Here is a 23,545-nt window from a genome sequence, read left to right on the forward strand (position 1 = left end):
AGAATATTTTATGTACTAATATTTTGGCTATTCTCTGCTAAATAAAACAAGCTTTGTGCAGAAAATAAAAAAATACCCTGTTTTTCTATTTAAAATAGAGCAACAGGGCAGGAATAATAGAATTGCTCGCAATATGAAACTTAAATAACAATCTAAACTAAAGGGTAATTTTTTAACCTCCAGATTTATAATATTTCTTTATTAATTGTCTCGCTAAACGGCTCTACTATGTAAGGTGTTTTCTTATTTTTAATGGCACCAAATACCGTTAAAATAGCCTCGTTTTTCTCATCAATATTACGGTATAACCAATAACGAATTTCGGGTAAGCGAGGTAAACCATCACTTTCGCTTAAAATTCTTAAATCGCTATTCTGCATTTCCAAGGGACGCGCAGTGATACCAACTTCAGCATTAACCGCTGCAAGCACTGCCGATAATGAAGCGGCTTCATAAGCAATACGCCATTTGATCCCCGCAGCATTAAGGGTACTTAATGCTATTTCACGAAACGGATTGGTTTCATCCATAACAACCAACGGAATGGGGTCATTTAATTGATACTGATAATCAGGGGCACAATGCCAAAGGATGGGTGCAGAACGCAAAAGCGTGCTGGGATATTGGCTCAATTCTGTGGGTATGAGTGCTAAATCAATTTCACCATTATCCAACATATTTTTAATAAGATGGGCGCGTTTTATATAAATATCAACAGCCATACGCGGATAGACTGACGCAATACGATTAAGCAAAAACGGTAATAATGTATTGGTAGTGTCATCAGAAACACCCACTCGCAACTCGCCTTCAGCATCATTATAAGTTAGTGAAGCTGAAGCATCATCATTAGCCCGTAATATTTGCCGCGCATAACCTAATAACTGCAATCCATGATCCGTTAATAATTTATTTCGGCCGTGGCGCTCAAAGAGCTCACGGCCAACTAACTGTTCTAAACGCTGCATTTGTTGGCTAACAGCTGATTGAGTACGACAAACGGCCGCAGCAGCTGCGGCAAAGGTATTCAGATCGGCAACTGCAACAAAAGTTCTAAGTAAATCAAGATCGAGATTCATAATTGGGCGATTTGAATTTATCATTTTGTTCTCTTATATCATTCCTGGTGTTTTTACGAATTCAATAGATATTAAAATCATTGATAGTTAAAGAAATAAAGATAAAGCCTTACAAATTAAAGTTTATTTCTATTAATGCAGTATTTATTACTGTGTATACACTTTTATTAACTTAAATTGTTTAATAATAAGCATGTTTTACATATTGATAAACAAAATGCCAATGAGAATGTTCCTCTTCTCGTTTTTATTAGAATAATTTTTAATTCCAAATCTATGCCAAAATAACGATTTTCCAAACAGGAAGAAAATACGTTATTCTCAACAAAATAACCGTCAAAGATAATGCAGCTAGGAAAAACTATAAATTGATAATCAGCAGCAAAACTTTATTTGCTTAGATACGGCGATAACATATTAACTTTAATTATATGTTATAAAAAGAATATTTCTATCATGAAACCACCAATGGTTTGTAACAAAAAATGCACTGCCAATGATTACACTAATTAATTTATTTTTTGTTTACTAAAAATTAGCTCATACTTAAAATTTAAGGCCGCCCTATATGATATTTTTGAACTTATTTATCTAGTTAAGTTAGATAAAAAGTTTATTTGACCTAATTTAATTATTCAAATCAACCTTTTCTACTAAAAGTTAGCCTGTATCTTCAAAAATTTTCCAACTAAGAGTAGAGTGTGAAAATAAATATGCAGCGGAATTTCCTCATATTCTATTAACATTGAGGTTTAAACAGAGTAAATGAATACAATCAGTAAATCCAATAAATTGGATAACGTATGTTACGACATAAGAGGGCCAGTTCTTAAAGAAGCCAAGCGTCTTGAAGAAGAAGGCCATAAAGTTCTGAAACTTCATATCGGAAATCCTGCACCTTTTGGTTTCGAAGCGCCGGATGAAATTTTATTTGATGTTCTACGCAATCTTACCCACTCACAAGGTTATAGTGATTCAAAAGGAATTTACTCCGCTCGCAAAGCAATTATGCAACACTATCAAGCCAGAGGAATGCTTGACATTAATATTGAAGATATCTTTATTGGTAATGGTGTTTCTGAACTTATTGTGCAATCGATGCAAGCCTTATTAAATAATAACGATGAAATGTTAGTTCCCGCCCCTGACTATCCGTTATGGACTGCTGCGGTATCGCTTTCTGGCGGCAAAGCGGTGCACTATCGATGTGATGAAGAACAAAATTGGTTTCCCGATTTAAATGATATTCGTAAAAAAATTACGCCACGCACACGTGGTATTGTCATCATTAATCCCAATAATCCTACTGGTTCTGTTTACAGCAAAGCATTATTGACCGAGATCGTCGAAATTGCTCGTCAGCATCAGCTGATTATTTTTGCCGATGAGATCTACGATAAAATTCTTTACGATGATGCACAACATCATTCAATTGCTGCATTAGCACCGGATCTATTAACCATTACTTTTAATGGTTTATCAAAAACTTATCGAGTTGCTGGTTTTCGTCAGGGATGGATGGTGCTTAATGGTCCAAAAGAAAATGCCAAAAGCTATATTGAAGGCTTAGAAATATTAGCCTCCATGCGACTTTGTGCTAACGTTCCTATGCAACATGCAATCCAAACCGCATTAGGTGGCTATCAAAGTATTAACGAATTTATCTGTCCCGGTGGACGATTATATGAACAACGTAATCGTGCCTGGGAACTGATTAATGAAATTCCTGGAGTATCATGTGTTAAACCGCAAGGTGCTTTATATATGTTTCCCAAAATTAATATCAAAAAATTCAATATCTCAAACGACCAAAAAATGGTACTTGATTTATTATTACAAGAAAAAGTTTTATTAGTTCAGGGAACGGCATTTAATTGGCCTGAGCCTGATCACGTCAGAATTGTAACACTACCTTATGTTGGTCAGCTTGAAGCTGCAATTAATAAATTTAGCCAATTCCTGCTAAACTATCGCCAATAGTTGTCCAACAATAGAATATCCTTAATTTACTTAAGGATATTCTATTTTATTATTTACTTGTTTGCCTAGTAAATTCACAATGTTTATCACTATGACAATCGCATGAGGAAAGTCTATGAGTTATTTTTTTGCCCATCTTTCTCGTATGAAATTAATTAATCGTTGGCCACTGATGCGCAAGTACGTACAGAAAATATTTCAGAGCATAGTCTACAAGTTGCCTTTGTCGCTCATGCACTTGCTTGCATTAAAAATCGTAAATTTAATGGCCAAACTAATCCTGAACGCATCGCATTACTGGCTATGTATCATGACGCTAGTGAAGTCATCACCGGTGATTTGCCAACACCGATAAAATATCATAACCCGCAAATTGCGAACGAATACAAAAAAATTGAAAAATTCGCTCAACAAAAACTGGTTGCTATGCTACCAAAAGAATTACAGCAAGATTTTCAGCCGATTTTGGATGATGAATATCATACTGCGGAAGAACGCGCTATTGTTAAACAAGCTGATGCACTTTGTGCCTATTTAAAATGCTTAGAAGAATTATCTGCAGGGAACAGCGAGTTTAATTTAGCTAAAATGCGACTTGAAAAAACACTTTCTGAACGTTATAGCGATGAAATGCAATACTTTATTGAAATTTTTGTTCCAGGATTTAGTTTATCTTTAGATGAAATTAGTAGCTAACACATTATACAGCATATAAATAATATCATTATCTTACTATTTGTTACATATAATAGGGGATGACGTCAAAATGGAAAAAATTCAGGAATAATAATAATAGAAATAGCCATAACTAAAAAAGTAAAAGGAATACCAAATTTAAGAAAATCGCTGAATTTATAGCCACCAGGCGCCAAAATTAGTGTATTAACCGGTGAAGAAACGGGAGTCATAAAAGCCGCAGAAGCAGCAACATTTATCACCATAGCAAATGGCATAGGCGAGATATTCATCTGATTAGCGACAGCAATGGCAATCGGTGCCATTAATATTGCGGTTGCAGTATTAGAAATAAATAATCCAATCACTGCACAAACAATAAATAAACAAAGCAGCATTATCCTTGCTCCCATGCCACCAGCAATATCCATTAGCAAATTAACAATCAAATTGATACCACCGGTTTTTTCTAATGCCAAAGCAAAAGGCATCATACCAACAATCAACATAATACTTGGCCAGTGTATTGCACGATAAGCACTTTCCATATCAATACAGCGAAATTTTCCCATTAAAAGACACGCGATAAGCACAGCAATAAAATTAGGGATTTCATCTATTGCCATCATAGTAACCATTAATACCAAACAAAAAATCGCATGTGGCGCTTGCGAGGTAGCAGGCGCCACCGCTTCTACTTCTGCGGCCAAATTTAACACAATAAAATTACGCCTATCCGTTGACAATAAGCGAATTAATTTCCAGTCACCCACGATCAGTAAAATATCACCTAAACGCATTGGCTGATCAATTAATTTATCATCGATAGTTTTTCCTTCACGGTAAATGCCAACAACATTAAGACCATAACGGGTACGAAATTTAATTTCTCGCAATGTACTGCCTAATAGCTAAGATTGCGGCGCTAAGGAGAACTCAGCCATTCCGACCTCACGCGAGCGAGCAGAGAAATATTCACCTCGCAAAATCATTGGGGCCAATTTTTGCTCATGGCAAAAGTCATTGAGATCAACTTCACTCTCAGAGATATCGACTAATAACACATCTCGTTCATGTAACTCCGTTGCAGCCGTTACACTTAGCATAAGTCGACGAAAACGATGCCAACGCTCAATACCAATAACATTGGCACCATAACGTGAGCGTAAATGTAATTCATCGAGAGAGTAGCCTATTAAGGGGGAACCTGGGCAGATGGCCAAACAGCGAGCGCGACCTGATAGCTTATAGTCGCGAATAAAGTCGTGAAATGTTCGCCGGTGAGGATTAGTACCCGCTGCAATTTCGCGATTACCTAACCAACGACGAACCATCCACATATAAATAATTGCCAGCAACAGTACCGCAATCCCAATCGGCGTAATGGCGAAAAATTTGAATCCCGTATAACCTTCTCTGACTAGTTCACTGTTCACTATCATATTTGGCGGTGTCGCTACTAACGTCATCATACCACTGATGAGTCCAGCAAAGCCTAATGGCATCATAAAGCGCCCTGGTGGAATTCTCATTTGTTTTGCCACATTAAGAACAACGGGAATAAAAATAGCAACAATGCCGGTGGAACTCATAAAAGCGCCTAACCCTGCGACTGTTATCATCAAAAAAATCAGCATCTTATTTTCATTATTACCGGCTACACCAACTAACCAATCACCAACTTGGTAGGCAATACCGGTGCGAACTAATCCCTCACTAAAAACAAAAAGTGCTGCAATTAGCAGCACATTGGGATCACTAAAACCGATTGTTGCTTGTTTAAGGGTCAGCGTTCCACTTAATACTAAAGCCACAATGACTAATAATGCAACCACATCCATACGGATCTTATTAGTCATAAAAAACGTGACCACGATTAGCAGTAAAATTAGTACCCATACCAGCTGGCTATTCAAAATGACCTCAAATTAAGTCTATTCATCGGGCTCATTTGTCATAAATCGTGCAAATTAGCCGGCCTACTCTATGAAATTGACATCTTTTTAACGCTGAGTCACCGTAACAACACCTTGGTTATCTGGTTTTGAAATATTTAATTCAGTAAATGATTTGATAATTAGCGATATTTCTTCTCGCCGCGCCATACCTGCTGGCGCATGAACAGCAATAACCTGGCAACCCGCATCTAAGGCAGAATAGATTCCTGCCTGTGCATCTTCAACCGCAATACACGCTTCTGGCGGTAAATTTAGTAGTTGTGCACCAAGCAAAAACGGATCTGGCTGCGGCTTACCTTGCTCAACCCGTTCAATCGTGACCCAGTGTTTTGGTTCCGGTAAGCCTGCGGCTTTACTCCGATTAAAAGCAATTGGAATGGTGCCAGAAGTCACTATTGCCCATGGAATAGCAAATGTATTTAGTTGTTCAAGTAGATCAATCGCACCGGGTAGGGCCACTATGCCTGTCGTATTGGCGGCTTCCAAATTTTCTAGCCAATAAAAAACTTCATCAATTTTAGTTTCAGTGGCATTTGGCATAAAATGACGGATAGAATTTATTGCCGGTTTGCCATGAATATAGTGCAAAACCTCCGTTTCTGAAACACCGATCCGACGGCTAAATTCTCGCCAACAATGTTCAACGTTTGGTAAAGAATCAACCAGGGTGCCATCCAAATCAAATAGAAATCCCTTACATTTTAATACCATTGATGCTCCTTAGATAAGTCATGCATTAATGATTTGATTAATTTCTACTGCACAAAGATGATACTGACGCGGACAAGATGTCCAAACATTTAACATTCTCAGATACTTATCCCACATGGGTGTTTGAGCATTAAAATCATCGCTACCACGCACAAAATGACGATAACGACCTTCGCTATTCACCAAAAAACGAACATAATGTAGGTAATGTGCTTCCGTCACTGCATCAAAGCCTAAAAAGATAACTCTTTTGTCCGTAATATCCGCTTTAGACGATAGATTTTCCCAAGAAACTTGTAAGGCATGATACATTTCCATAATATCAATGATAATCTGGCAATTTTCTTCTGACAACTCAGCAAAATCTTGTTCTAACTCTTTTATTTGCAAGCCAAAACCAGCTTCAATGATAGTTTGACAACGTCGATAGCGTTTGGCATTATCCGGATCAAGCAGGATCAGCATTTTATACTGGTTAGACAGAATTAAGCGTTGTGCATGGGTCATTTCCATTATGGCTCTCCAATACGAGGAAATTTGTTAAATCATCGCATCACCGCCCTGCCTTTTATAGTGATAACACACCTTTTATTGATCTAAGAAGGCTTTTCAAGCATTAACCTTTAAAAAACTATTTTCTAATGCCTGTTATCTCTATTACTGATTAGCTGACCCACTATCCTTTCAAATTAAGTTAAATACCATCAATAAAAGAGCGATCTAATTGTTTGAAAGCACGTTTTAACAATTCTGCTAATGTTTGATAAGTCGGTGTACCTTTAACTGGCGTAATGGTAATTCCAGCTTGATTAAATTTTTCCCGAATTTCATAAAACCAACTAAGTAATGCAGAAGGTAGCGGCGTAACTGAACGCTTACCTAACCACCATAAACCCTGCAATGGTAAGCTACAAGCAAAAAACGCTGTCGCCACAGCCGGTCCTAGCTGACCACCCAATGCAATCTGCCAGGTAAGTGTAAACACAGCAACAGCAGGCATATAACGAATCGCAAATCGGCTAGCGGTGATCACACGATGCTCGGGAAAAATAGGCATCAAACATTTCTCTAACGGAAATGTCTTGGCATACTGACGACCTAGTTTCAACTTTTGTATGAAACCGGGGGTCGTTTCTGGTGTCGTATTCATCAATACCTCACATGACTTCAATCAATTTTTCATGCAAAATTTAAAATAAATGTATAAAGCATAAAATCTTTTTAGTAGAATTTACAGGGCAACATTGGTTGCCAGAGACTACGATTTCTATAATCTATAGAAAAACTGATATCATATAAAGTTTATATTTGGTCTATTACTATGTTTTCAATCCATAATGTTAATATTATATTGCATCTTTAATATCAACATTGCAAACATAGTTATTTATTCGATAAATACGATTAAAATATCATAATATTGCGTAAATATGATATTAATCATTCAATATGATCCCAGGGATAAGCTAGGCTACTAGCATTCTATTGGATTGATGTTTATTAACCCTAGTCTTCCTGGTTAATCTGACAAAGAAGACTGCATGATAACGATATAGTAGGTAATTCCATGTCAAGTAAGCTGGTACTTGTCCTCAACTGCGGTAGCTCTTCCCTTAAATTTGCTATCATTGATCCTGTTAACGGCGAAGAACAACTATCTGGTTTAGCAGAATGTTTTCATCTACCAGAAGCCCGTATTAAATGGAAAATAGATGGCACGAAAAACGAAGCTGCTTTAGGCGAAGGTGCTGCACACAGTGAAGCAATGACTTTCATAGTCAATCAAATTCTCACCCAAAAACCAGAATTAGCTCAAGCCATTTCTGCTATTGGTCATCGTATTGTTCATGGCGGTGAAAAGTTTACTCAATCAGTTGTTATTAATGATGAAGTTGTTGAAGGCATTAAAGCATCTATTCCATTTGCGCCTTTACATAATCCTGCTGGCATTATTGGACTTGAAGAAGCGAAAAAAGCATTTCCCCATTTAAATGACAAACATGTCGCTGTTTTTGATACTGCCTTTCATCAGACGATGCCGGTTGAAGCTTATTTATATGCGCTGCCTTATAATCTTTACAAAGAACATGGTATCCGTCGTTACGGCGCACATGGAACTAGCCATTATTATGTTTCCCAGCAAGCAGCCAAAGAACTGAATAAATCGATCAATGAACTGAATGTAATCACTTGCCATTTGGGTAATGGCGGATCAGTGACTGCGGTAGTCAATGGGCAATCTGTTGATACCTCAATGGGTCTGACCCCCCTAGAAGGCTTAGTGATGGGAACTCGCAGTGGTGATATTGATCCAGCAATTGTGTTCCACCTTCATGACGCCTTGGGCATGAGTGTTGATAAAATCAATACATTATTAACCAAAGAGTCTGGCATACTTGGATTAACTGAAGTTACCAACGATTGTCGTTATGTCGAAGATAACTATAATACTAAGCCGGATGCAAAACGGGCAATGGATGTCTATTGTCATCGTTTAGCCAAATATATCGCTGCTTACTGCGCATTAATGGAAGGGCGATTAGATGCCATTGTTTTCACCGGTGGTATTGGAGAAAACTCAGCCTTGGTACGTGAATTAACACTTAAAAAATTATCTTTAATTGGTATTAAGTATGATCACGAGCGCAACTTAGCTGCACGGTTTGGCAAATCTGGCAAGATCACGACTGACGATAGCATTCCTGTTCTGGTTATTCCAACTAATGAAGAATTAGTTATTGCTCAGGACGCTAGCCGCCTAACGGCATAAATAGATTAGAAACTGCCAGTTTACCAATTGGCAGTACTAGGTTGAACATCTTGCAATTGTTAAAGAGGTACCTGTGTCCCGTACAATAATGTTAATACCGACTGACATTAGTGTTGGTTTAACCAGCGTTAGTTTAGGGGTCGTCCGTTCAATGGAACAAAAAGGGGTTAGTCTAACGGTTTTTAAGCCCATTGCTCAACCCCGTTTTGGAGATAAAGATCAGACAACTGAAGTGTTACGCTCCCATTCTAGTGTTCAGGTCGCTGAACCACTAAAAATGAGTTATGTTGAATCTTTGCTGGCGAATGATCAAAAAGATGTTTTAATGGAAGAGATTGTTGCGCGTTATCATGATAACACGCAACAGGCTGAAGTTATTCTAATCGAAGGTTTAATGCCTACCCGTAAGCACCCTTTTGCTCAATCGTTAAATTATGATATCGCCAAGACGTTGGGTGCTGACGTAATTTTTGTTACCGCATTAGGTAACAACACACCGGAACAGTTAAAAGAGCGCATTGAATTAGCCCGCGCCGAGTTTGGTGGTATACAAAATAAAAATATCACCGGGGTAATTATTAATAAACTCAACGCACCAGTTGATGAGCATGGCCGTACCCGCCCTGATTTATCGGAGATATTTGATGAGTCGACTAAAGCTACAATCGCAAAAATTGATAGTAAGACGTTAGCTAACAATAGTCCGCTGCCAATATTGGGTTGTATTCCGTGGAATTTTGATCTGATCGCCACTCGTGGTATTGATATTGCTAATCATCTAAATGCCAGCATTATCAATGAAGGTGCACTACAAACCCGGCGCATAAAATCAGTTATTTTCTGCGCTCGCAGTGTGCCCAATATGGTAGAGCTGTTTCGTCCCGGCTCATTGCTAGTGACCTCTTCTGATCGCCCTGATGTTATTGTATCTGCCTGTTTAGCGGCCATGAATGGTGTCGAAATTGGTGCATTACTATTAACGGGTGGTTATCCGATTGCCAAGCCAATACATGAACTCTGTCACCGCGCTTTCGAAACCGGTTTACCGGTATTGATGGTAGATACCAATACCTGGCAAACTTCGTTAAGTCTGCAAAGTTTTAGTTTAGAAGTGCATGCGGATGATCATGAACGGATTGAAAAAATTCAAAACTATGTTGCCTTGCATATCAATCAGCAATGGATTGATTCACTGACGGCTGATTCTGAACGTCCTAAACGGCTATCACCTCCCGCTTTCCGCTATCAATTAACCGAATTAGCACGTAAAGCTAACAAGCGTATCGTACTACCGGAAGGTAATGAACCTCGTACAGTAAAAGCGGCGGCTATTTGTGCAGAAAGGGGCATTGCCACCTGTATCCTGCTAGGGGAACCCGATGAAATAAAACGGGTTGCCGCCGCGCAAGGGATTGAATTAGGCGCCGGAATCGAAATTGTGGCACCTAAATCAGTACGGAAAAACTACGTTGAACGTTTAGTTGAGCTGCGCAAAAATAAAGGCATGACCGAAATTGTGGCGCGTGAACAGTTAGAAGACAATGTGGTGTTAGGCACCATGATGCTGGAAAAAAATGAGGTTGATGGTTTAGTTTCCGGCGCTGTTCATACCACGGCGAATACTATTCGCCCACCGTTACAACTGATCAAAACTGCCCCTGGTAGCTCAATCGTTTCTTCAATATTCTTTATGCTATTACCTGAGCAGGTGTTAGTTTATGGTGACTGTGCAATAAATCCAGATCCAACAGCGGAACAATTATCAGAAATCGCCATCCAGTCGGCTGATTCAGCCAAAGCATTTGGCATTGAGCCGCGAGTAGCAATGATCTCTTATTCTACCGGTAATTCTGGTGCCGGCAGTGACGTGGACAAAGTGCGTGAAGCAACCCGTTTAGCACAAGCAAAACGGCCAGATTTAGTGATTGATGGCCCATTGCAATATGATGCCGCTATTATGGCCGATGTTGCTAAATCTAAAGCGCCAGATTCACCGGTAGCCGGTCAAGCAACGGTGTTTATTTTCCCTGATCTGAATACGGGCAACACCACTTATAAAGCGGTGCAACGCTCAGCCAATCTGGTTTCTATCGGCCCGATGCTACAGGGAATGCGGAAACCGGTTAATGATTTGTCCCGTGGCGCACTGGTTGATGATATTGTTTATACCATTGCCCTTACCGCCATTCAGGCAACGCAAAATTAAAATAATTGACTTATTTGGCTGGCTGAAAAAAAAGCTGAAATACTGAGTATTTCAGCTTTTTTATTGACTAAACGCTAAATCAACAACTCAGCTAATCGATAAAATTAAATTTTATTAACCGCTAACTGAGTAGAAAACTGACAATTAATAGCTAAAAACGGGCTAGCGTTCTCTGCTAGCTAGATTTTATTCAATAACCTGTACCTCAGCGAAAACATTAAAGCGATGTTTTTCCGTTTCAATTAAACGGAAATTACTGCCGCCATTAGCCAATTGGATATCATATTGAGGACAATCTCTTAGCATAGGACTTTCATCGGGTAACCATAAGGCTAGCAGATATTTTCCGCTTTTTATATTACCAAGCTGACAGGCAATACTAAATATATATCCCCGACCTGCGGCGCACAACTCAGCGCCAGCTGGCATAAAGAGTTGCCATTGGATCTCATCTTGCTCATCGAGAAATACAATAGCAATCGGTCTGTTATTTACTGGTCGGGCAAAACCATAATTTTTTAGGCTAAACTTTAAAGCAAAATAATCACCGATTTTGACAAACACTGGATAAGTCGCTTCTTCAAGCGTCAACCTATAGCCAAGATGATCCCTAATATATTCAAAAGCGCTTCTGGTGGTATAACTTTGCTTTGTTTGATCCCAAAAATAATCCCGATCACAGACAAACCCTGCATTTTCAAACTGTTTTAAATCAATAACCGCTTTACGCAGAGCCGCTATACATAAATTTAAATTATGTATAATACTAAAGGTTGAAGCGCCCAATTCCGTAAAGCGCCAAATCGTTCCCCAGCCAAAATCAGCCGGAATAGTATTAAGGCACCAGTGATCACGACCATCATCGTTGTAAGGCATTTCAACGTCATAGATAGAGTTTGCGCCAATTTTTTTTAGATCATTGTATACGGCACTTTGCCAGACAAAGTCATTGCCAACTGCAAACTTATGCGCATCAAGGGTATAATAGTCATTGTTAAAACCAATGCGTAAAGTGTCACTATCCAATAACGGGCTAAGTGCGTTAATCAACATATCTCGATTAGCCTTATAGCGCATGGTTATTTTTCTATTGGCGGGCATAAAATCGGCATAAAATGTCCGGTAGATTGCCTGTTTCTGTTGATCTGTGTAACAACTCCCGTGTTGTTCTCCCCAGGTGCCAATCCAGCCAAACTGAAATGCATATATTACGCCATTAGCCAATACTGATTTTAATTGCCGCATATGTTGTTTTATTTTTTCTACCCCCGGTTCTGGAATATGATTAGCATATTTATAGACAAATCTAACCAAAAGCTTAACCCCGGCAATTTTTGCCTGACTAAAGATATAATTAATTAACTCAATAGCCTTATCATCCAGATCTTTATTTATATATTCTGTCAGATAAATATATTGCTGAACAATTTGATAACGCTCACCAATAATTTCTTTCTTATATAATTTTAATAAAACATTGCCATTTTGTTTATCGCCAGAAAAAGGATTTATTAAATCTTCATTTAATAAAATCATATTTTCATATCTAAAACCCAGTTCCGGGTTCACTATTATTACTTTGCCATTCTCATCTGAAGGATAACGCCCACGATAGCTTGCCTGCTGATATTGCGTTGAGTTATTCATTATTATTCCTTTTCATTCATTATTATTCCTTTCGATTATTATATTTAATATTAATTTATAGATTCATTATCAATTAAAATAATTACAATAACGTATAAAAAATAAATTTAATTATGAGATAATAGATTATAAAATTTTATATTAGCATTTACTTGGTTATAATAATTAAAATTAATATTTTAATTTATAAATATAAAAACAAATTAAAATATATATCCCGAAGGCGCTGATAAAAAATAACACGAATAAATTTATAATACACAAGGTTTCAACAGAAAAAATAGGTGCCACACAAAAAACAAAAATCAATAAGATACAAAAAAACAGAACCGGACAACATAGGAAAAATAAATTTATATTTTATACTAAGATAGATGGCCATATTTAATTTTAATAAAATTAATATTAACAAAATTAACAATAATATCTATACCTCATTTGTTTAATTAAATATTCATAAAAAACCAAATAATTATGCAAAAACCTTGTTGGATTAATCGTTTCAGCTAAAAATATTATCTATTAATTTTTTAATTACAGTTGTAAATAATTAACCGAAATGAAATTACAGTTAATTTATTATCAAAAACCATTGTTAAATTAAAATGTAAAATTACATAGAAGTAGAAAAAAATATAATCACTCAACTAAACTTAGCTAAATCCTTTCGTTCTTTTATTAAAATTTTTATTAAAAATTCAAATAAAAAAACTGCTAGCTTTAAAAAAAAATTATGTTATGATTTTTTTCAATTCATTTCTTATTAAGAATAAATAAATTAAAAAACATGAATATAAATGATCATCAAAAATTTTTATATTCTATTTCATCATATTCCTTTTCTTTAAAAAAACGATAGAGGCATCTAATATAAGTGAGGGTTTTATGCCATACCAAATTAACGAAAATGCAATTCAGAATATTATTAATAAATTAAATGCTAACTCATTCAGTGACCTGGCTAAATATGCTAAAGAAGAACTTTATCAAGTTGCTGATAATCAGTTAAGCTTGCATGATTGTGACCTACTTTTAGCTCAGGCTAAAAAAATCTAGGCCAAAAACAGTACTCAATACCGTCAGCAAATTACTCGTCAAGCCATTCCTAAACAATCAACACACCTCGTCGCGACACAACTGCAGACCAATTTTAGTAACGCTAAAGCGCAACAACTGCAGTATGACCAAACAATGGCTTTTAGTAACGACTTTATCCCCAATCGTGATACTGACTTTGTCAATCAGGGTAACATTGCCTCTATGTTTTCTCCAGCCGCTTATCTGATAAGACTTTATCGCGAAGCACAAAGACTGCATCCAGAAAATTCACCCTATTATATCGATAATCGTCGGCCTGATTTAGCCGATCTGATTTTGAGTCAGGAAAATATGGATACGCCGCTATCCACCCTGTCACTTTCCAATCAAGTACTAGGCGCGCAAATTGGTAAAAAAATTGGTGATAACGATAAGCAAAAAATTCTTGATGCATTAGCGCAAGATACGTTAAACCCCGATGGTCCCTATTATTATTACACTGATGTCATCCAGCAAGTATTGCAAAAGCAGAATGTCACACTGGCCCAATTAATTCAGCCAGAAAATCGTCCTGTTAATACCAATCAAACCTTTATCTTATGCACTGATTTAAAAATATCGCCCCCAATTTATACCTTGTTAACGACGGATATTACGCCAGAAAATCTTGACACTGAATATAAAAAAGTGTTTGGCACCATTGCACCACAAACGCTGATGACAGCAGTTGCGCTGGCAGAACATTACTATTTACCCCCCGAGTTTTTCGAACTATTACTACCCAATAAAGATGATACGGAAGCACAATTAAAACAGCATTTACTGAAAGTACACAAAATCGTTTTATTACATAAAACAACACAAATGACCCCGCTGACCCTGTCTGAATTAATGACAGAATATAGCGATAAAATTACGGATAACACCCTCGTTGATATTTTGCATATCAAACAGTATATGCAATTCTACAACTTGGAAGAACAGCAGGCGCGCGTATGGGTCGGTTTAAAAATCAGTCAAACTGCGGTTAATGGTCAGCTCAGCCAATACGATCAACTATTTAATAACCCGCCTTTATATGGTCAAAAATTCGCTCCAGACGATAAAGAGTATGATGTAGCTCCTAACGCGCAAAACGTCTTTAAATCAAACTTAAAGCAAGCATTTGCCGTGAATGATCAAGAGCTATATCAAATATTCTTAACATATATCTATGATGAAAATGATAATAATGGTAGCTTTTGTAAAAATGATGTTGCTCACACCACTGCATTCTATAGATTTTGTCTACTAGCTACGGCTAATCAACTGACTATTGCGGAATTAAGCATTTTATTTAACTTATTGGATCATCATCTGATCTCAACTGAAGCATTTATTGACAAACTCCATACCACCGTCGAATGGCTTAATAATCAAAATCTTAATGTCGCAAGCTTAGTTGCACTAACAACCGATAATTTTGACACTAATCAATCACCTGAAATCGAAAATCTGATTATTACCCTAAACAGTAATTTACACGACACGACTTTATTAGATAATCCGCTCAAAAAGGCGCTGGCTCCCTATTTTGCCTCTCAATTGACACTCTCTTCAGCAGACATCGCCTATCAATTATTGATTTGGCTAGATAATATAAAAATCCACCCTGAAGATTTGGACACCAATCAATTTTGGCAGCAAGTATCTAAAATCGATATTGATAAGCCTTTTACTCTTAGTCAAGAAGTCATCCGTTATTGTCACCGCATTGCGCAATTAGCGCTTATCACCAATATCTTTAAACTATCCTTAGCTGAAGTCACACTGATTGTTAATCAACCTGACCATTTGAAAAAGAACTTAACTAAAGTTTATCCAACGGTGGAAAATTTGCAGTTTATTACGCTATTCCACAACTGGACAATGCAATTAATGGCTCAAGCGCCGGTCGTCATTACCACACTATCTAAAGATCAACTGACGGTTAGCATGCTGGCTAAAGCCATTAATGCACCGCTTGATGAATACACTGCTGCAGCCCAACAAGTTGATCCTCTTGCCACCAGCGACACCATTATTACTGATGTACAACACTGTTTATTTATTCAGCAATGGTATCAGGCGGGAGAAACCTTAGCCGTTGATGCCACGGTAGTTGGCAGTTTATATGATCCTAGTAATAATTATCCATTATCGCTTTCATCACTGCAGCTACAAACCAAGCTTCCCTTTAATCAATTAAAAACAGGTATTACTAACATAACCAAAGAGTATCATAAGGGAAACTTGTACCAGGCTGCTATTATTGATAACGATGATGATATCGAACTGTGGGATTTAGTACGGCAAAAGATAGATAGTTATTATCTTTACGTAGAAGTTTACCCGCTCGGTAATAATAAATTTAAAATTATCTATCAAACCGAACATCCCGATAGTAGAAAACTGGGTTGGGGCTGGTTATCATCAAAGGGGTTTCAATACTTAGGCAATGTCAAAGACGTTGAGGACCAGCCTGGTTCACACTATGAATTGACCACTTACATTAATTGGCATGAAATTGAAGATACGGATATGCTCACGTTGGTATTATGTGATCATGGTGAACCAATTACCAACATTAGCCCGGTTAAGTTCCAACGACAAGATTATCCAACACAAACCTTTATCGACCAACTAGCGACAGAATTAAAGATTGCTATTCCTACTCAGCCCGAACTGGATCCTTTTTTATTCTCCTTAGCTACATCCCTGTTAAATGCCCTTAACAAGTCGCAACGCAAAACCGTAGACGGCATTCTGGCTGAAAATCTCAGTAGCGCACAATCTTATTATTATCTGGAGCATGTTGCCGATAACAGTCTTGCCCTTACCAACCGAGATCAGTTGTATAGCTACCTGCTAATCGATAACCAAGACAGTTATCAAGTTACTACCAGCCAGATAGCGGCAGCCAATGCTAGTGTGCAACTCTATATAAACCGCTGTATTCAGCAGCCGGAACATGAAGTTGGGGTAAACTATTCTGCACTACAACGGCCATTTTTCCAAAACTGGGAGCAATATAATCGCCGCTATAGCAGTTGGGCAGGGATCAGAGAACTGGACTATTATCCAGAAAATTATATTAATCCCACTCAACGGATCGGCCAAACCCAGATGATGAATAAGCTGTTACAAGCGATTAATCAAAGTCAATTAACCAGCGATATCGTTGAACAAGCTTATCATAGTTATCTGACGGATTTTGAGTTAGTGGCAAATTTAACCATAATTAGTGGCTATCATAATGAATTGAATGTTGAAACAGGTTTAACCTATCTTATCGGTGCCAGCCAAGAGGCTTCGCCTTCTTATTCTTGGCGTAGTCTTAATCATAATATGTTTATCAACCAAGGATTTCCAGCTGATGCTTGGAGTGAATGGCAAGCTATTACCGCCTCAGCCAAACCGTATCGAAATCTTATCCAACCGCTAATATTTAAATCACGGCTCTATCTGTTCTGGTTAGAACAGCGACAAATCAATAGCGAGAAAAAAGATACACCGCAAAAAAACAAACAAGAGACTCTTCCCCAATACACTTATGATTTAAAACATAGTCATATACTTTATGATGGTAATTGGAGTACACCATTTACTTATGCTTCATTAGATATTAATGAAGAACTGCTGGCACTTTTAAATAAAGATAAACCCACCATTGATGACCAAGTGGGTTTTTTTGTGACCTATGATCTTACCCAAAAAGATATATTGGTAATACTATACCATAAACAAGCAAAATATGATGAAACCGCTATTCCTACTGGGCAGTCATGGAAAATTAGCCAAGATTTTTCTCTAACTCATGATAATAGTGAACAGACAAAATTTTTCCTTAGTCTACCGGTTATCTGGCGTGAGTTGAATACAACAACAGCTTTGGGTGTACCTGCACCATTGAGCTATACTATCCAGATTCCAACTAATATTATTGCCACTTTCCACTCTGTTGCCCCGGCCATACCCAGTGGTCTTGCACCATTATCGCAGGGCTTAAGCCAATTATTGCTAACCAAAGAGACAACCAATAATCAATATAACTTAACTGGAACAATTGTTAGTATCGAAGCCAGGGGACAGGACAACCATTACTTGAATACTGGCGATGATGATTTAGATCTCTTCATGGATCATTTACAGCAAATATATCAAACAACCCCTTACGGTCAGGTTTTAGTCAATTATTATAATGTACCTAATTACCCTGTCACATTGGTCATTTTAACCGCCATACTAAAATTGGAAGCCAATAAATACACCGTAATTTCTTATACTAATAACACTTCTTTTTTTGTAAGCTCTATTACTCGTATCTTTAATGGCATAACCCTACCTACTATAAGAGAGAACTCCGGTAACTGGCAAACTGATATTATTGATGCGCCAGATAATTCCACTCTTGCGGAAATCTACACTCAAGCCAATGGCCAGGTATTTACCGTAGATGGTAAAGCTGAACCCACCATGCTTATTCAACGACCGTATAAATATACCCTAACAGCAAAAACAAATAACAATAGTATTATTGATAGTAAAGAAATTATTAATAATGATTCTACCTGGAACACAATATTAGCAAATCAAGCATGGAGTTTTTTGATAAATCAAAACTTAATCGATGAAACAAAAATAATAGATTTCATTATTCATGTAGCCGATCGGGATGGTGGCGATTTAGGCTCAGTAAGCCATCAAATTCCCTTAGAGGCAAAAATAGCCAATGATAGTCAACCTTTATTACTAAAAACCGCCAGTAACAAAGCCCAATATCTGGAAGGTGGGCTAAGTGATATTTATCAAAGCGACACACAGAAAAAACATAGTGGTATTTATCAAGTCCGACTCATACCCTATTTGCGAAAGAACTAACTTCTCGCGCTGATAGAGGATTAGATACTTTACTCAGCCTTGATACCCAATATATGCCAGAGCCTATTCTGCCCCGTACTGGTGTGCAAGTGACTCTAACCCTAAAACCCTATGATGAACTGATTAATGGTAACAATAAAATCTTTAAGCTGAGAGAGGCCGACATTTGGGAGAGTAGTGATTCATTACTAATTTACACAGGCGAACTGAGTGACCAGCCAACCACCGTGACCTGCTTTCTTAATCGTTATAATGATGCCCATGGTAATAAAGATAATCTCTATTTAGAAGCGGAATACCAAAAAGGCACACAGAATAAAATTCGATTTACAAAAGCCACTGACAAGCAAGAGTGGCAATTGGATACCAGTTACAACGGTGGTACCTTCCCTGGTTTACAAAGTATCGATAATGTCGAAAGTTTCTTCAGTACTGAAATAGATAATCAAACCGTACCAATGGACTTCGCCGGCGCTAATGCGCTCTATTTCTGGGAACTATTCTATTACGGGCCAATGTTAGTAATGAAGCGATTGCTGCAAGAGCAAAATTTTGCCGATTCAGCCAACTGGTTAAAATTTATTTTTAGCTCGTCAGGTTATGATCGTGGACGCCAAAATCAGTACTGGAATACCCGTCCGTTGCTAGAGGATACTAGCTGGAATGAAGTGCCCGATGATATCACCGATCCCGATGCGATTGCCCAAGCCGATCCGATGCATTATAAGTTATCCACTTTGATGAATATGATAGAACTGCTCATCGCCCGCGGTGATCAAGATTATCGTCAATTAGAGCGGGATACCTTAGCAGAAGCCAAAATGTGGTATGTGCAAGCGCTAGAATTGATGGGCGAAGATGAACCATCGCTACCAACAAGCTGGCCAAATCCATCCCTAAAGGATGCCGCTGAATTAGAAGAACACACAATATTTAAACCTGAGAAAAATACCAAGTGGCAAGAGCTACGCCTAACGCTGGCACAACGCTTGTATAATTTACGCCACAATCTCACTATCGATGGCAAACCCCTCTCTTTACCTTTATTTGCCACACCAGCTAATCCAGCCGATCTATTAAGTGCCGCGGTTGCCAATGCGCAAGGCGGTATTCCACTGCCAACCGATATTACTTTGGGTTTGTATCGTTTCCCACCAGCACTCGAAAGTGCCAAAGGAGTAGTGACACAACTTACTCAGTACGGTAATACCTTGCTTGCGATTATTGAACGACAAGATGCAGAAAAAATGGCAATGTTATTACAAACCCAAGGTTTAGCCTTGTCTAAGCAAAGCCTGGAAATGCAAAAAACCACCCAAGATGAATTAAACGAGGAAAAAAAGGCGTTAGAAATTGCCATCACTGCGGCCAAACAGCGTAAAGATCACTATAAAGCCCTGTATGATCAAAATATGAATACAGGTGAACAAAAGGCTATCGATTTACATATCGCCGCCGATACTCTAATGACAACAACCAAATCCCTCTATATGGCTGCCGCGTTAGCTAATCTGGCACCCAATATCTTTGGTCTAGCCGATGGTGGCATGCAATATGGTGCTGTTCCTACTGCGGTAGCCTTAGGTATAGAAACTGCATCCAGTGGTATTTTGACGAGTGCCGATAAAACGACCCAATCAGAGATCTATCGTCGTCGTCGTCAGGATTGGCAGCAAATGTATCAAACTGCTGACTATGAAGAGCAACAATTAACTGCCCAATTAACCGCACTAGAAAAACGCATCACCGCAGCCAATCAACAATATAGTGTCAACGATCACCGAAAACTGATCCACTTTTTATCTAAATCCGATCAATCAAAATTGATCCACTGTTTTACTCAGTTATTGCTCCTGAGCGCCGCTTATCTTTCAATCGGTAGCTTTCACCGCTTAATTGCAGTACATGCGAATGATGAAGTAAACGATCAAGCATAGCGGCAGTTAATGTTGCGTCATCAGCAAAAGCACTTGGCCATTGCCCAAATGATAGGTTACTCGTCAATATGACACTGCCATGCTCATAACGCTTGGCAATCACATTGAAAAACAGGTTTGCTTCTTCTCGCCCAAACGGCAGGTATCCAATCTCATCGATAATCAACAACTTCGGGGCCATCACCGAACGTGATAGATATTGTTTGAGCTTATTTTGTCGTTTGGCAGTTGAGAGTTGCAACATCAGTTCAGCTGCCGTGGTAAAGCGGGTTTTCTTCTTGGCCTGTACTGCTTTTAATCCTAACCCAATAGCTAAATGCGTTTTGCCTACACCGCTTGGGCCAAGCAACACGACATTTTCATTACGTTCAATAAACGTTAATGCGCTTAATTCCTGTATGTGTTGTTTGGGGATCCCCGTTGCAAACTTAAAATCGAACGTATTAAGTTCTTTATGTGCTGGGAATCCTGCCATCCGACTCAAAAGATTACGAGTTCGTTCATCTCGTTGTTGTTGCTCACATTTTAACAGGGACAGTAAAAACTCTCCGTAGCTTTTGTCTTGGGCAATGCATTTTTCGGCAAGTGATGACCAATGAGTCGGAATAGAATTTAATTTCAATGACTCACACAGGTGTTCAATTTGTTCATGCAATAACATGTTCACCTCCCAGTAATGCTTCGTATACGCTGATTGAGTGTTGCAAACTGACAGATTCAAGGGGCGGTACGATAGGGATATTAAGCGTATTAGTCTGTGGGATAGATTGGCAAACCCTTGCTGGTAAGGGTAGAAGAGACTTAACTTCCTTAGCTAATCTATCTGCTGGCTTCTCTAACGTTGTTCCATGAATTCGCTGATGGGCAACGCGTTGTAACCATGGACCCACTTTTGCATTAGCTATTTCAATATCCAGTTCAAGATTATGAGCACGAAGGTCGGTGTTTAATGGCACGATAAAGCTATTTTTTAAATAGTGGTTAAAGCGCTCTACTTTCCCTTTCGTTTTTGCCCTGTAGGGCTTGCAAGCCTTCAATTTAAACCCGTAATCTTTCGACATTTGAAGCATTTCGACATGTAATTTATGATCACCTTCTGCATAAGCATCCCGTTCGATGATGAGGGATTTTGCGTTATCACACAATACTTCCTGTGGTACACCACTAAAGTAGTCGAAAGCTTCTCTTAAACCTTGCTGCCACGATTCTGCTCGTTCATTATCAAAGAACTTTACATAACTCGCACGCGAATAGCCTAGCGTTGCAACAAACGCTTTCAGCGATTTTTTACCTCGCCGGATGCTGGTGAAGTCGATTTGCATTTGTTGACCTGGCTGTGTTTCAAAACGGACGACTACTTCGGGAACAATGCTTGGTTTAAATTGACAAACAAATCGGCGTAATTGAGCAATACCACCTTGATAGCCGTTTTCAACTACCTCATCAAATAAGACTGTTGCAGGGATCCAATCAGGTTTAGCCAGTTCAATTCGCTGAAGCAAATAAGGTTTAAAGGGGGATAATTTAGTCGGTTGTTGACTTCTTTTAGCATAAGTTGGCATTGTCTGTTGTTGTAAATGATGTTTTACGGTGTTACGGGATATACCCAACTCACTGGCAATTTTTCGAAGGCTTTGTCCTTGTGCAAAGCGAACATGAATATCCACAAATATCTCCTTGGTTAACATAAATTATCCGTACAAAAATGTGCGAATAATACCAAGTGGATCAGTTTTAGATGATCGTTAGTGGATCAGTTTTGCATGATCGGTGACAATATAGCTATCTAGCAACGCAACAAACCAACACCTTAGACCAATTTAATTTGTTGAAAAGCAAGTTCACTAATGAAGCCTTGTATAACTGGCTACGCGGACGCTTATCTGCTATCTATTTCCAATTCTATGATTTGGTTATTGCTCGCTGTTTACGCGCACAAAGTTCATTCCAGTGGGAAACGCAAAAATCTAGCCAATTTATTAAACCCGGTGCCTGGCAAAGTACCTATGCCGGCTTATTGTGTGGTGAAGCTTTGATGCTCAATTTAGTTACCATGGAAGAAGCTTATCTGCAATGGGAAGCCCGAGCACTCGATGTTGACCGTACCATTTCTTTGGCTGAATTCTATCAGGATATGCCCGATGGATTTGATTTACGGGAAACTATTCGTAAACTGATTAATGGCGAAAGTAGTGGGCCAGTTGGTAATGAGGACAATAAGGTCAGTCTGGATCAAAATACCTTATCCGCCGCCATCAAAATTGCCGATTTAAAAATTCAGGATGACTACCCCAGTGATCTTAACCTCGGTAACGTCCGACGTATCAAGCAAATTAGTGTGTCATTACCTGCGCTACTTGGCCCTTATCAGGATATACAAGCCGTGCTGGAATACACAGGTACGCTACAACTCAGTAATGGCTGCAAAGCCATCGCTATTTCTCGCGGTGTTAATGATAGTGGCCAATTCCAACTGGATTTTAACGACAGTAAATACCTGCCTTTTGAGGGGATCCCAATCGAAGATCAAGGAGGATTAATTTTACAATTCCCGAATGCGACCGAAAAACAGAAAGCGTTATTAAATAGTCTGACCGATATCATCTTACATATTCGTTACACCATTCGTGATAATGGTTAATCAC

General features: G+C 38.4%; 14 protein-coding genes and 2 pseudogenes. 8 read left to right on the forward strand and 8 right to left on the reverse strand.

All coding sequences use genetic code 11. From position 1 onward, the window contains the following. Positions 1–185: 185 nt before the first annotated feature. Positions 186–1,103, reverse strand: coding sequence for a LysR substrate-binding domain-containing protein (locus ArsFIN_RS12290; RefSeq protein ID WP_026822051.1), 918 nt, complete (start codon positions 1,101–1,103; stop codon positions 186–188). 741 nt (positions 1,104–1,844) lie between these two features. On the opposite strand from ArsFIN_RS12290, the gene ArsFIN_RS12295 reads away from it, so the two are divergent. Further along, positions 1,845–3,059, forward strand: coding sequence for a pyridoxal phosphate-dependent aminotransferase (locus ArsFIN_RS12295; protein ID WP_026822052.1), 1,215 nt, complete (start codon positions 1,845–1,847; stop codon positions 3,057–3,059). Between the two features lie 115 nt (positions 3,060–3,174). Then, positions 3,175–3,755 (forward strand): annotated as a pseudogene (gene yfbR, locus ArsFIN_RS12300) (5'-deoxynucleotidase). A gap of 65 nt (positions 3,756–3,820) precedes the next feature. Here yfbR and ArsFIN_RS12305 read toward each other — a convergent pair. The 4 genes and pseudogenes from ArsFIN_RS12305 to yfbV form a co-directional block, all read right to left on the reverse strand. Beyond that, positions 3,821–5,650: pseudogene (locus ArsFIN_RS12305) on the reverse strand (SLC13 family permease). 87 nt (positions 5,651–5,737) lie between these two features. Continuing rightward, entirely contained in the window at positions 5,738–6,403 is a 666-nt protein-coding gene (locus ArsFIN_RS12310; protein ID WP_026822053.1) for a sugar phosphatase, read from the reverse strand. Positions 6,404–6,421: 18 nt separating this feature from the next. Then, entirely contained in the window at positions 6,422–6,916 is a 495-nt protein-coding gene (locus tag ArsFIN_RS12315) for a YfbU family protein (RefSeq protein ID WP_026822054.1), read from the reverse strand. A gap of 181 nt (positions 6,917–7,097) precedes the next feature. Further along, positions 7,098–7,553 carry a terminus macrodomain insulation protein YfbV gene (gene yfbV, locus ArsFIN_RS12320; protein WP_026822055.1) on the reverse strand — a complete coding sequence of 152 codons (456 nt, stop codon included), beginning with the start codon at positions 7,551–7,553 and terminating at the stop codon, positions 7,098–7,100. A gap of 417 nt (positions 7,554–7,970) precedes the next feature. Between yfbV and ArsFIN_RS12325 the strand changes: the two genes are divergently transcribed. Continuing rightward, positions 7,971–9,173 carry an acetate kinase gene (locus ArsFIN_RS12325; protein WP_026822056.1) on the forward strand — a complete coding sequence of 401 codons (1,203 nt, stop codon included), beginning with the start codon at positions 7,971–7,973 and terminating at the stop codon, positions 9,171–9,173. Positions 9,174–9,246: 73 nt separating this feature from the next. Next, positions 9,247–11,379, forward strand: coding sequence for a phosphate acetyltransferase (pta, locus tag ArsFIN_RS12330; RefSeq protein WP_034249288.1), 2,133 nt, complete (start codon positions 9,247–9,249; stop codon positions 11,377–11,379). A gap of 186 nt (positions 11,380–11,565) precedes the next feature. On the opposite strand, the gene ArsFIN_RS12335 is transcribed toward pta, so the two are convergent. Continuing rightward, complete coding sequence (locus ArsFIN_RS12335; RefSeq protein ID WP_026822058.1) at positions 11,566–13,026, reverse strand: DUF4874 domain-containing protein; 1,461 nt, start codon at positions 13,024–13,026, stop codon at positions 11,566–11,568. Positions 13,027–13,911: 885 nt separating this feature from the next. On the opposite strand from ArsFIN_RS12335, the gene ArsFIN_RS26400 reads away from it, so the two are divergent. The 3 genes from ArsFIN_RS26400 to ArsFIN_RS12345 are packed head-to-tail and all read left to right on the forward strand — an operon-like array spanning position 13,912 to position 20,900. Further along, entirely contained in the window at positions 13,912–14,082 is a 171-nt protein-coding gene (locus tag ArsFIN_RS26400) for a hypothetical protein (protein ID WP_155846972.1), read from the forward strand. Between the two features lie 45 nt (positions 14,083–14,127). Beyond that, complete coding sequence (locus tag ArsFIN_RS12340) at positions 14,128–18,963, forward strand: neuraminidase-like domain-containing protein (RefSeq protein WP_246067441.1); 4,836 nt, start codon at positions 14,128–14,130, stop codon at positions 18,961–18,963. Positions 18,964–19,016: 53 nt separating this feature from the next. Continuing rightward, positions 19,017–20,900, forward strand: a complete 1,884-nt coding sequence (locus ArsFIN_RS12345; RefSeq protein ID WP_026822060.1) for a hypothetical protein — start codon at positions 19,017–19,019, stop codon at positions 20,898–20,900. Here the strand turns inward: ArsFIN_RS12345 and istB are convergent. Beyond that, positions 20,800–21,561: an IS21-like element helper ATPase IstB gene (gene istB, locus ArsFIN_RS12350; RefSeq protein ID WP_135677409.1), complete on the reverse strand. Its 762-nt coding sequence runs from the start codon at positions 21,559–21,561 to the stop codon at positions 20,800–20,802. The two genes, ArsFIN_RS12345 and istB, sit on opposite strands and share 101 nt — an antisense overlap. Next, on the reverse strand, positions 21,548–22,588 hold the full coding sequence (istA, locus tag ArsFIN_RS12355; RefSeq protein WP_135677760.1) for an IS21 family transposase: 1,041 nt from the start codon (positions 22,586–22,588) through the stop codon (positions 21,548–21,550). The genes istB and istA overlap by 14 nt, the downstream gene beginning before the upstream one ends. A 140-nt stretch (positions 22,589–22,728) precedes the next feature. Between istA and ArsFIN_RS12360 the strand changes: the two genes are divergently transcribed. Then, positions 22,729–23,541: a Tc toxin subunit A-related protein gene (locus tag ArsFIN_RS12360; RefSeq protein ID WP_135677761.1), complete on the forward strand. Its 813-nt coding sequence runs from the start codon at positions 22,729–22,731 to the stop codon at positions 23,539–23,541. Positions 23,542–23,545: the final 4 nt, after the last annotated feature.

It is taken from the genome of Arsenophonus nasoniae, from assembly GCF_004768525.1.
In the GTDB taxonomy this organism is placed as follows: domain Bacteria; phylum Pseudomonadota; class Gammaproteobacteria; order Enterobacterales; family Enterobacteriaceae; genus Arsenophonus; species Arsenophonus nasoniae.